Origin of the sequence: Microbacterium sp. 18062 (assembly GCF_902706225.1) — a bacterium.
In the GTDB taxonomy this organism is placed as follows: domain Bacteria; phylum Actinomycetota; class Actinomycetes; order Actinomycetales; family Microbacteriaceae; genus Microbacterium.
On record NZ_CACSKB010000017.1, the window covers coordinates 45,356 to 57,401 of the forward strand.

Below are 12,046 nucleotides of genomic sequence, written 5' to 3' on the forward strand. Positions count from 1 at the left end.
GAAGGGACGAGCGGATGCCGTACACCGACACCGACGACGTGAGGATCTACTACGAGGTCTTCGGACGCCCGGGCGATCCCCTGGTCGTGCTGATCTCGGGCGGCGGCGCGCAGCTGCTGTCGTGGCGGCCCGAGCTCATCGGACTGCTCGTCGCGGAGGGCCTGCGGGTCGTCCGGTTCGACAACCGCGACACGGGTCTCTCGCACCGCTTCGGCGGGACCGAGGACCTCGACGGCGGGTACGGCCTGGGAGACATGGGCGACGATGTCGTGCGCATCCTCGACGACCTCGGGATCGAGGCGGCGCACGTGGTGGGCCATTCGATGGGCGGCATGATGGCGCAGATGGTGGCGATCGAGCACCCGGAACGCGTGCGCGGTCTGGGCCTGATCTCGACCATCCCGGGGCAGGACCCGCGGTACGTGCTGCACGAGCGCGCCGATCTCGGCGCCGTGTCGCAGCGTCACCCGCGCGAGCTGCTCGTCGCCGGAGCGGGTGAGTACGCTCGCTCGGCCAGCAGCGCCCGCTACCCGATCGACGTCGAATGGATGCGGCGGGCCGCCGGCGAGGCGTACGACCGCGGGTACGCCCCCGAGGGCTTCGCCCGGCAGTGGTCGGCGCTCTTCCGCGCCCCGGAGCGCTTGGAGCTCCTGCGCGCGGTGACGGTGCCGGCGCTGGTGCTCCACGGGCGCGACGACGACGCGCTGCATTGGAGCGCGTCGGTCGACATCGCCGCCGCGCTCCAGTGCGCCGAGCTCCAGGTCCACCCCGGCATGGGCCACCTGATCCCGGACGGGCTCTGGCCGGTGCTCGTCGACGGCATCGCCCGCACGGTGCGCCACGGCGAGGAGCTCGCCCCCTCGTCGCGACCGGGCGACGGCGCCGGTCGCTGAGCGAGCGCAGCGAGACGAAGCGTGAGGACTTTCGATTCAGGCCGTGGGCGCTGGGTCCTTGGGCGGGCCGAAGAGGAGCACCAGCTCGGCGGGCTCGGCGGACTCGTTGACGACGCCGTGGGGGTGCCCGTGCGGGGCATAGGCGGCGTCGCCCGCGCGGAGCACGACCCGCTCGTCGGCGAGGATCATGACGACCTCGCCGCGCGTGACGACGTACATCTCATCGGAGCTGTACGTCGAGCAGCTGTCGGGATCGTCCTCGAGATGGAAGTGGACGCCCTCCTCGGCGCCGGGCTCCAGGTGGTAGAGCATGACGTTCGCCGGAAGCTGCGAGGCCTCCCGGAAGTACCACTCGATCTGCACGGACCCCTCGCCGCCGTAGAGCTCCCAGTCGCGGGGGTCGTCGCCGCGTCGTTGGATCAGCATCCCGTCGTCCTCCTCCGTGCCCGGGATCCCGGCGGTCCCGGGCCTCTCGATCTCCGTGCGCACAGGCTAGGGTCCGCCGATCTCGTCGATGTTTCCGACGTCCAGAACCGTCAAGGGCGACGGGGCGGGTTTGCGCGACGCGCGCAGCCGGGCGACGACGGATCACGCGCTCCGCAGAATGGGCGCACTCCCGCGTCGAGACTCCGACGGGGTCTCTGGAGCGTCGGACCGTCTCCGCGCGGCGTCGCAATCGGCTGGCTCTTCCGCTCAGTGCTCGATGCCTCTCTCTCGCCCCTCTCGGAGATCCCGCGTCCCTCTCTCGGAGATCGCACATCGTGGTGTCGTGCACGCCGAGAAGCCCCCGAGCCGGACGACCCGGGGGCTTCTCGGCGGTGCGGACTACGCCGTGGTCCGCCGGCGCCGCAGCACGAGCAGGACGATGCCGGCCCCGATCAGCAGCGCACCGACCGGGATCCACGACAGCGCTTCGTCGCCGCCGGTCGCCGCGAGATCCGTGACGCGCAGCGCGTACCAGCCGATCACGTTCCCGTCCGCATCCGTCACGACCAGGCGGTGCGCTCCCGTGGCGAGCGTCGCCGGCACCGTGAACGTCACCGTCCCGGTCGCCGTCACGACGGCCGGGCCGAGCGCCGTGGGCGCGGAGTAGATCCACCCGTAGACGGTCTGCCCCGCGTGCTGCGTGCCGACCGTCACGGTGATCCGCTCCCCGCGGGCGACCGACCCCGGTCCCGAGATGCGGTCGCGGGTCTCGGCGGTGAGCCCCGACTCCGCCGGCGCGGACGGCGCGTCCGGTCCGGTGCCCGGCAGAGTCGGATCGGGCGTCGGCGTGCCCGGCACACCGGGCTCGCCGGGCCCACCGGGCTCGGTGGCGACCACCACGAGCGGCGAGACGGTGATCCGATCGATGATCGGCGCCTCGTCCGCCCGGAGCGGGATGCCAGGCCAGTTCTCCTCGGCGTACGTGCCGCCGTCGAAGTTCGGCTGCTCCTGCGCCGAGAACCGGACGGTGTTCTCGCCCTCCTTCAGGTCGAGCACCACCGTGCGCTCCCAGAAGTTGTTGCGATGGAACGTCGGGACGAACAGCACTTGCGTCGCCTCCTCCCCGTTCACCGAGATGTCCGCGTGACGCGCCATCGGGTTGGGGTTGTAGTGCGTCGCCGGAACCTGTTCCGGGTTCGAGAAGCGCACCACGACGGCGTGCTGCCCGGCCTCGGCCGCGTCGACCGTGAAGGTGAGCGTGTTGCCGTTGCCCGGCTCCCCGCCGATGCCCTCCACGGCCAGCCCGCCGTCGGCGAGGGCGAGCTCGGCGACCGCGGCGGCGCCGGCCCGTTGCGCGTCCTCGGCCTGGTAGGTCACCGCATCGAGCGCGCCGGTCGACGCCCCGATGCGGATCGCATCGACGACGGCGGCGCCGCGCACCAGGATCTTGTTGACGCCGCCCTGCAGGTGCACCGCGGCGTCCGTCGCGCGAGCCAGGTCGAGCACGTCGACGTCGTTGACCGAGACGGTGCCGCCTCCCGAGCCGACCACGCCCAGCGACGCCTCGGCGTCGGTCTTCCCGTACACCCAGAACGTGGCCGACCCGTCGGCGTCCAGCACGACCGATCCGGACCCCTCGTACGAGACGTCGCCGTCGTGATCGGAGAGCTCGGCCTCGTAGACGGCGACCGCATCGGCGGATGCGGAGCGCTCCAGCGTGATCCGATCGACGATCGCGTCCCCCACGGTCGCCCGCGTCCCGTCCAGGCTCCGTGCGGCGAGCGCGATGGTGTGCGTCCCGGCGGTCAGCTCGACCGACGTGCCGGCATGGTCCCAGACCACCCACTTGTACGCGAGCGGGAGGAGGATCTCCTGCTCGGCGGCACCGTCGACCGTGACGAACACGTTGGTCGGACCGTTCTCGGCCACGGCGGCGAAGGTGTTCAGGCTGTTCGCGAACACGGACAGGTCGTACGCGCCGTCCTCCGGCACGTCGACCGTGAACGAGAGCACGCCGTCGGAGCCGGTCCGGAGCCCGCCGACGTCGTACCCGCCGGACGTGTAGAACTTGGCCACGTCCGCCGGCGAGCCCTCCGGCCCGTTCCGGCTGTAGCCGCCGCCGGCGTAGGTCGCGTCCTCGGCCTCGTACGACGCCGACCAAGGCGCCTGCGCCTCCGGGGCGACCGCACCCGCACCGGGTGTGACCACGATCTCGTACGCCGACGACTCGACCAGCTCCGGCAGCGTACCCGACCCGAACGCGATGCTCGCCGTGCCGTCCGACACGGGCACCACGGCATCCGAGATCACGGTGGGCTGCGCCGAGTCGCCCAGCTGGCCGGTCCACGCGATCTCCCGCACCTGCACGCGCACGCTCTGTCCGAAGACGTCGGCGGGGACGTTCACGAGGTCCACGGGAGCAGTGCCCGACGCGCCGCCGACGATCGTGCGGGCGATCGCCGCGTCCTCGTCGAGCGCGGCCACGCCCTGCAGCGTGTAGTTCTCGCCCGGCGACGACGGGGTGAGCTCCACAGTGTGCCCGGACAGCTGCGCGTACGCGTTGTACAGCCACCACTGGCCGTTGCCGCGATTGGTCTGCACGGCCGAGTCCGACAGGTTGCCGTTGATGTTCCAGAACGCGATCATCGCGTCGACCTTGACCTCCTCGATGGCGGAGATCCACTGGATCATCTGCCCCGGCACAGAGGTGTGGTAGTTGAACGCGTACTCGTTGATGTTGATCGGCAGCTCGGTGCCCGCGTACGCGGTGCCGGCGAAGGCGTCGGCCTCCCATCCGCGGAACGTCGCCACGGACTCGCGGATCGCCTGCGGATGGGAGAGCTCGTGCCAGGTGATGATGTCGGGCACGGTGCCCGCCTCGACGGCGTGCTCGAGGAAGCCCTCGACCTGCGGGAACAGAATGCTGGTGCCCGGGCCCGCGATGCGGATGTCGGGGAAGGCCTCCCTGATGCGCTGGTACGTCGCGTCCCATGCCGCGAAGTAGTCGCTCGGGTCGGTCAGCCACGACGTGCCGTCGAGGCTCCACTCCCCAGTGCCGAACATGTTGCCCTCGGGCTCGTTGAACGGCTCGATCACGAGGTGCTCGAGCTGCTCCCGGGGGATCTCGCCGATCATGTCCAGCTGGGCGTCCAGGACCCGGCGGTAGTCGGCCAGCTTCTCCTCGGGGGTGTCGCCCGGCCACTGGTACGGGAAGCCCCGGTACCAGTCGGTGATGCGCAGGTAGACGTCCCCGCCGGTCTCGGCGAGCGTGGGCAGGATCTCGAGCGCGTCGGATCCCGGATGCTGCGAGCCGTCCTGCGCCTTGGTGGCGACGGTGCGCACGTTCATGCCCTCGATGAGGTTCGCCGTCGGCATCCCCTCGCCGTAGAGGCCGTAGAGGAGACCGGACGCGCCGCCGTACACCTCTCCGGTGTCGGTGCCGAGGTCGATGCGCACCTCTCCGCGGTGCACGGTGACCTCCGCGGTGACGGGGTGGCCCGCGGCGTCGCCCATGACGGTGAACACGCCGGAGGCCGCGTACTGCGACGGATCGATGCCCGCCCACGCGATCGGCACGTCGCGGGCGACGTCGTCGGTGTACGTCGCCCGGACGGTGGCGGGCAGCGCCGGCGCCTCGCCGACGCTGGTGCGCACCTCGAACGCGCTCCGGGTGAGCTCCACGATCTCGGGGAGGTCGCCGCCCACGAGCGCGGCGACCTCCCCGGCGCTCAGCGCCGAGCGGTAGACCCGGAAGTCGTCGATCGCCCCGTCGAAGGGCGGGTCGGCGTAGAACGACTTGCCGATCGCACCGGCGCTCGTCGCGCTTGGCAGGAGCAGCTCCCCCGCGACCACGTCGGTCGACGCGGACGCCACGGCCGCACCGTCGATGTAGGCGGTGAGCAGGTCCGCGTCCGTGTCGAGCGTGAGCGTGAGCGTCGCCCAGCGGCCGGCCGCCAGGGGCCCTCTTCCGGTGATGATGGCCTCGGAACCCGGGCCGTTGCGGGTGATCGCCGCCCGCAGGTCGCCGTCTCCGTTCGAGGGGCTCGCGAAGATGTAGCGCGAGTTGTCGCTGCCGAGACCGAAGATCCACTGCCACGGGCCGCTCGAGCCGTCCCAGCGCACCCGGGTCGACACAGTCAGATCGGTCGCACCGTCGAGCACGGCCCTCGGGATGGTGACGTGCCCGCCGTCCAGGTCGAGCGCGGAGTCGTCCTCCGCCCCGGTGACGATGCCGGTCGCGCCGCTGATGGCGCCGTCCCAGCCGTTGCCGGAGCTGTCGGGGACCGTCGCCCCCGTGATGTCGTCCATCGAATAGTGCAGGTCGGGGTCGGGTGGTGCCGCCATCGCGGGGGCGGTGCCCCCCGCGATGAGTCCGGCGCTCACCACCGCCGTCGCGACGATCGCGGCCGTGCCGCGGCGCCATCGGGAGTGCGTCGTCGCATCGCGCATGCTGTCGAGTACCTCTCTGTCTCGTGGATGCCGGCGGTGCCGGCGGATGGGATGTGCGCGGAGTCCGCGCGGGGTCAGTCCTGCGGGACCCCTTCGGTCGCCAGCCCGTCCGCCGTCGGGATGAAGACACGCATGGTCGCCGGGCCGCGCTCGGCCCAACGGTGGTAGGGGATGAAGGGCAGTTCGATCCGCCCTTCCGCCGTCGGCCCCGGTCGCGCCCCGAACGGGGGGCGACCGGGCGCGTCCGGACCGGCGGCGACGATCGCGACCTCGACGCGGGCGCCGTCCACGGCCGGGAGCGGAGCCTGCGTGGTGTCGACACGCACGTGGTCGAGCGTCACGCCGTCGGGCAGGTCGGTCGACTCGAGGCACAGCACGAGCGGGCCGCGCTCGATCGCCACGGTGCCACGCACGGCGTCGATGCGGGGGTCCGGCCATGTGAACCGCGGGGCGATGCGCAGATCGAGCTCCACCCGGTCCCCGGCGGCGAACGTGCGCCGCACGTCGACCCAGCCTGGTGCCGCCGTCCAGACGGCGGCACCAGGCTGGGTCAGTCGCGCATCGGTCGCCCAGTCGGGAATGCGCAGCCGCACCGTCACGGCGCTCGGCGGCGCCTCGACGATCGTCACGACGACGCGTCCGTCATCCGGATACCGCGTGTCGATCCGCAGGACGAGACCGCCCAGCCGCACCTGGCCGGCCGCGTACTGCAGCAGCGTGACGACATCCCCCTCGGTCGCCGCGACGTACGCCGGCAGCGAGGCGAGGGTGCGAGCGAGGTTCGTCGGGCAGCACGACACGTCGAACCAGGGTGCGCGCACACCTCCCTCGGCACGCATGTTGACGCCCTCGGCGGCCTCCGCAGCCGCGTCGCGCTGGTGCAGGGGGTTCGCGTAGAAGAACGCCCGTCCGTCCGCGGCCGGCGAGGTCGCGACCACGTTGTAGAGCGTGCGCTCGATGAGATCGACGTACGCGACCTCGCCGGTCGCGAGATAGAGGCGCCAGGCCAGCATCACCGAGGCGACGCCCGCGCAGGTCTCGCAGTAGGCGCGGTCGGCGGGAAGCTCGAAGTCGTCGCCGAACCCCTCGTCCTGATGCCGGGAGCCCATGCCGCCGGTGAGGTACGTGCGGCGTTCCACGGTGCGCGACCACTGGCGGCGGACGGCATCGAGGAGCGCCTCGTCGCCGGTCTCGATCGCGACGTCCGCGGCTCCGGCTGAGAGATAGAGCGCCCGCACGGCGTGACCGCGCAGGACCTCGGCGCGGCGCACCGGGACGTCGTCCTGGAAGTACTCGGCGGACAGCAGCGGCCGGACCGGCAGGGTCCCGTGTCCGCGTCGATCGACGAACAGACGTGCCTGCTCGATGTAACGGGGCTCGTTCAGGGCGCGACCGAACTCCGCGAGCGCGACCTCTATCTCGGGATGACCGCACAGTCCCTCGTGACCGCCCGGGCCGAACTCCCGCACGACGTGGTCGGCGGCGCGACGCGCGATCCGCACGAGGTCGTCCTCTCCGTGCGCGCGCACCCGCGCGACCGCCGCCTGCAGGAGGTGGCCCATGTTGTACAGCTCGTGCCCCATGGCCAGGTCGCTGTAGCGGGGCGGAAGACCGGGGTGCCCGAACGCCGTGCCGAGGTAGCCGTCGTCGTCCTGCGCGGCCCCGACCCGCGCGACGAGCTGCGCGTAGACCCGCTCGAGCTCCTCGTCGTCCCGGCGGCCGAGCTCCCAGGAGATCGCCTCCAGGAGCTTGTAGACCTCGGAGTCGGAGAACTGCCAGCCGGCGCGCGCGACGGTCTCCTCGCCGCGGGCGACGCGGTCGAAGTTCGCGAGCCAGCCGAGTCGCTCCATCCACTCCCGGCAGTGCGCGAGGGTCGCGTCGCCGTTCACGAGCTGCCGGGATCCCCAGAATCCGTCGTCGTCCAGCACGACGTCCGCGACGCCGGCGCTGGAGCGCACCGAGCCGGTCGGCGACACGGGGACGGCCCGAGGGGCAGGCTTCGCGGCGGATGCGGCGGCATCCCTCGCGACGGAGGGGGTAATCGTCACGGATCAGTCCTTCACAGCGCCGGCGGTGACACCGGCGGCGACGTAGCGCTGCGCCAACACGAGGAGGACGGCAGCGGGGATGGAGGCGACGACCGCGGTGGCCATGATGGCGTTCCACTGGGTCGTGTTGTTGCCGATGTAGGCGTAGATGCCGAGGGTCACGGGGGTCAGGTCGCTGTTGCGCGCGAGCGTCGAGGCGAACACGAAGTCCGACCAGGCCCACAGGAACGCGAACAGCGACACGGTGAGCACGGAGTTGCGGCTCATCGGCAGCACGATGGACACGAACGTGCGCCAGGCGCCGGCACCGTCGATCCGCGCCGCCTGCAGGAGCTCGCGGGGAAGACCGCTCATGAACGCGGTGAACAGCAGCACGGCGAACGGCACGGCGATCGTCGAATCGGCCAGGATGAGCCCCCAGACGCTGTTGAGCAGTCCCAGCCGCACGTAGATCGCGTAGAAGCCCATCGCCATGACGACCGCGGGGATCATCTGCGCCACCAGCAGGATGAAGTTGAGGGTGCGCCCGCCGCGCAGGTTGAGCAGCGCGATCGCGTAGGCGGCGGGCGCCGCGATCAGGACCGTCAGCACGACGCAGCCGAGCCCGATGAGCAGACTCGTGCCCAGGTTCGGCAGCTGCTGGCGCAGCACCGCCTCGTAGCCTTCGAACGTGGGGTCCCACGGGAAGATGTGCGGCGGGTTCGATCTCAGGTCCTGGGTGCGCGTCAACGAGACGTTGACCATCCAGTACACGGGGAAGAGCATGACGGCGGTGAAGACGACCCCGAGGGCGGTCTTCCACCACGAGCGCCGGGCGGTCATGAGCTCTCCTGACGTCGCTGGATGCGCAGATAGAAGAAACCGAAGATCAGCGCGATCACGATGAGGACGTTGCCGACGGCGGCCGCGGGCGACAGATCCGGCTGCCCGGTGCCGAAGGCCTCCCGGTACGACCAGATCGCGAGCGTCGTGGTCGCGTTCGCCGGGCCGCCGGCGGTCATGATCCAGATGATGTCGACGACCTTGAGGGTGTAGACGAGGCCGAGCAGCAGGGTGATCGCGGAGACGGGGCGCAGCAGCGGGAAGGTGATGCTCCAGAACTGCCGCCAGGCGCCTGCTCCGTCCAGGGACGCGGCCTCGTAGACGTCGGCCGGGATGTTCTGGAGCCCCGCATAGAGGATGACGAGGTTGAACGGTATGCCCAGCCAGATGTTCGCGATGATCACCGAGACCATAGCGGTGTCGGGGGAGGTGAGCCAGTTGATCTGCCCCACGCCGAAGGCGCCGAGGACCGAGTTGACGATGCCGCTGTCGCTGTTGAGCATCCAGGCCCAGGTGGACGCGGACACGATGAGCGGCAGCAGCCACGGCACGAGGAAAAGCCCGCGCAGCACGCTCGACAGCGGGAAGTTGGCGCGGAAGAAGACCGCGAGCGCGAGCCCGAGCGCGTACTGGAAGACGAGCGAGACGACGACGAACAGCGCGGTGTTCCACAGGGCGAGCGGGAACAGCCCGGACCGGAAGATCTCGACGTAGTTCTCGAAGCCGACGAACTCGGCGTCGCCCTGCACGAACGCACGGATCGTGTAGTCGTGCACGCTCAGGTCGATGCTGCGCACCAGCGGGAACGCGTAGAACACGAGCAGGTACGCGATCAGCGGGGCGGCGAACCCGAGCGCGACCCATCGCGAGCCGTGGCGGCGCGACGGGCGACGCCTGCCCGCGTCGGGCACGGTGACCGCCACGGTGTCGGTCGGCGGCGCCGGCGGGCGGGTGGTCGAGGTGGTCATGATGCTGTCCTCCGGGGGCTCGGGGCGGAAGCGGCGGCTTCCGCCCCGAGCGGTCGATCAGGCGGGCGCGATCACTCGCCGGTCGCGGCTGCGGCGTCGGCCTGGGCCGCGTCGAGCGCCTCCTGCGGTGTCTGAGCGCCCGAGAGCGCGCTCTGCACCGCGGTCCACAGCTGCTCGGAGATCACCGGGTAGTCGGTGCCCAGGTTGTCGCTCGTGCGGCCCTTGGCCGCCTGCACCGCAGAGACCCAGGTTTCGAGATCGGGGTTCTCGGCGAGCAGGGCCTCCTGCCCGGCGGCCGTCGGCGGGATGTAGTACGCGAAGGTGTTCGCGGTCTCCACGAAGCCCTCGGGCGTCGTCATGCACTCGATGATCCCGCGGGTCACGTCGTAGCGGTCCGTGTCCTGCTGCGCCGGGGCGATGATGAACTCGCCGCCGGTCGGAGCGGGCGCGGCGCCGCCGTCGCGGGCCGGGAGCTCGATCACCCCGGTCGCGAACGGGGCGTCGGCGGCGCTGTTGACCTGCCAGGTGCCGTTCTCGGCGAAGGCGAACTCACCGGTGAGGAACTCCTCCCAGACGGTGTTCTGCGAGTTGCCGATGACCGAGTTCGGGGCGTAGCCGACGTCGAGCCAGCCCTTCCACAGCTCGAGCGCCTCGACGGCCGCGGGCGAGTTCAGCTCGCTGAGCTCGGCGCCCGCGCCCCAGAACCACGGCAGGAACTGGAACGATCCCTCTTCGGTGTTGATCCCGGCGAAGGTGATCCCGCGCTTGCCGGTCGACGAGACCGAGGCGAGTGCGGCATCGAGCGTCGCCCAGTCCGTGATCGACTCGGGGTCGACACCGGCCGCGGCGAGGATGTCGGCGTTGTAGTAGAGCGCGAGCGTGTTGGCGCCGATCGGGATGCCGTAGGTCTCGCCGTCCAGCTGACCGGCGGCGAGCAGGTTCTCGTCGACCGCCGACACGTCGAGGCCGAGCTCGTCGACGGTCGTCAGCATCCCCGTCTCGGCGAGGGTGGAGACGGCGGGGTTGTCGAGCAGGATGACGTCGGGAGACGTGTTCTCCTGCGCGGCGAGCAGCGCCTGGTTTGTCAGCGAGGTCGTGTCGTAGGCCGTGCGCTCGATCGTGACGCCGGCGTCGGTGCCGCACGCCTGGACGCGCTCGGCCCAGGCCGACCCCTCGGCGTGCTGCGGGTACGGGTCCCACCAGGTGTACGTGTCGGACGCGGTGCTCTCGCCGCCGCCCGAGCACCCGACCAGGGCGCCCACGGCGGCCGCCGCGGTGATGAGCGCGAAGGGGACGCGCAGGGTCTTGCTGTTCATTCGGTTCCTCCTTGAACGGGATGGCCAGACGGGCGTGTGGCCGTGGGGTCGTCAATGACGTGCGGGCGGGGGCGCGATCGATCCGCGGTCGTCGATCACGGGCGGGATGAGCTCGACGGTGAACGGGGCGTCGGCGTCGCCGCCCTCGATCCGCGCGACGAGCTGCTGCACCGCGCGGCGACCGAGCACGTCGGCGGCCGAGTCGACCGAGGAGAACGGGAGGGAGAAGGTGCGGGCGAAGTCGTCGGAATAGCGCCCGATCACCGAGATGTCGTCGGGGCTGCGCAGGCCTCGCGACTGCAGGACGCTCGGCAGGGCGGCAGCCGCCGCCTCGTTGTTGAGCAGGAGCCCCGTCGCGGAGGGGTGCGCGTCGAGGAAGGCGTTCAGGTCCGCTCCGATCGCCGGCTGGCTCGATGAGCCGGAGTAGTTGTGCAGGGTGACGCCGAGCTCGCGCGCTCGCTCCTGCGCCGCGTTCGCGAGGCGCCACACATAGGCGCCGCCGCGCTCCACCACGTGCTGCGGCTGCGACACCAGCACGACCTCGCGGTGTCCGAGCGCGTGCAGGCGGTCGACCATCAGCTGCCCGGTGGCGACGAAGTCGAGGTCGAACACGTCGACTCCGTCGGTCTCTCCCGGGAGCCCGATCAGGGCGCCCGGCTGCTTCGCCCGCCGCAACGCTCCGAGGCGACTGTCGTGCTCGGCGACGTTGAGCAGCACGAAGCCGTCGACCATGCGCGAGTCCGAGATGCGGGTGAGCGCCCCCACCCCGTCCTCCTCCGAGACGAGCAGCGTGTCGTAGCCGAGCTCCCGCGCGCGCTCGGTGACACCGAGGATGTACTGGAGCATCGCGGGAGCGAACTCGTCGGGGAGGAACCGCGCCAGCAGGCCGAGGACGCGCGTCTGCGAGGTGGCGAGCGCGCGGGCGCCGGCGTTCGGCGTGTAGCCGAGGTCGCGGACGGCCTCCTCCACCTTCTTGCGCACCTCGGCGGAGATCGTGCGCTTGCCGGAGAGCGCGTAGGACACCGTGCTGCGCGACACGCCCGCCGCCTGAGCGACGTCGCCGATCGTGACCATGTCTGCCCCGTTGCTATAGTCGAACCGGTTCGATTCGAACCGGTTCGACT

The 12,046-nt window shown here is 71.3% G+C and carries 8 protein-coding genes; 1 reads left to right on the top strand and 7 read right to left on the bottom strand.

Annotated features, from left to right (window positions below; genetic code table 11):
* Positions 1–14 precede the first annotated feature (14 nt).
* A complete protein-coding gene (locus GVL03_RS08375; RefSeq protein ID WP_159500537.1) occupies positions 15–893 on the top strand; it encodes an alpha/beta fold hydrolase in 879 nt (292 codons plus the stop codon).
* A 36-nt stretch (positions 894–929) separates the two neighbouring features.
* Here the strand turns inward: GVL03_RS08375 and GVL03_RS08380 are convergent, their stop codons facing one another.
* From GVL03_RS08380 to GVL03_RS08410, 7 genes are all read right to left on the bottom strand, one after another.
* Positions 930–1,382: a cupin domain-containing protein gene (locus GVL03_RS08380; RefSeq protein ID WP_159500538.1), complete on the bottom strand. Its 453-nt coding sequence runs from the start codon at positions 1,380–1,382 to the stop codon at positions 930–932.
* Between the two features lie 336 nt (positions 1,383–1,718).
* Positions 1,719–5,768 carry a LamG-like jellyroll fold domain-containing protein gene (locus GVL03_RS08385; protein WP_159500539.1) on the bottom strand — a complete coding sequence of 1,350 codons (4,050 nt, stop codon included), beginning with the start codon at positions 5,766–5,768 and terminating at the stop codon, positions 1,719–1,721.
* Positions 5,769–5,842: 74 nt separating this feature from the next.
* Positions 5,843–7,816, bottom strand: coding sequence for a glycoside hydrolase family 127 protein (locus tag GVL03_RS08390; protein ID WP_235038076.1), 1,974 nt, complete (start codon positions 7,814–7,816; stop codon positions 5,843–5,845).
* 3 nt (positions 7,817–7,819) lie between these two features.
* Positions 7,820–8,638 (bottom strand): carbohydrate ABC transporter permease, encoded by an 819-nt coding sequence (locus GVL03_RS08395; protein ID WP_159500540.1) that lies wholly within the window; start codon positions 8,636–8,638, stop codon positions 7,820–7,822.
* A complete protein-coding gene (locus tag GVL03_RS08400) occupies positions 8,635–9,606 on the bottom strand; it encodes a carbohydrate ABC transporter permease (RefSeq protein ID WP_159500541.1) in 972 nt (323 codons plus the stop codon). The genes GVL03_RS08395 and GVL03_RS08400 overlap by 4 nt, the downstream gene beginning before the upstream one ends.
* Positions 9,607–9,677: 71 nt before the next feature.
* Entirely contained in the window at positions 9,678–10,922 is a 1,245-nt protein-coding gene (locus GVL03_RS08405; RefSeq protein WP_159500542.1) for an extracellular solute-binding protein, read from the bottom strand.
* A 51-nt stretch (positions 10,923–10,973) separates the two neighbouring features.
* Positions 10,974–11,996: a LacI family DNA-binding transcriptional regulator gene (locus GVL03_RS08410; RefSeq protein WP_159500543.1), complete on the bottom strand. Its 1,023-nt coding sequence runs from the start codon at positions 11,994–11,996 to the stop codon at positions 10,974–10,976.
* Positions 11,997–12,046 lie beyond the last annotated feature (50 nt).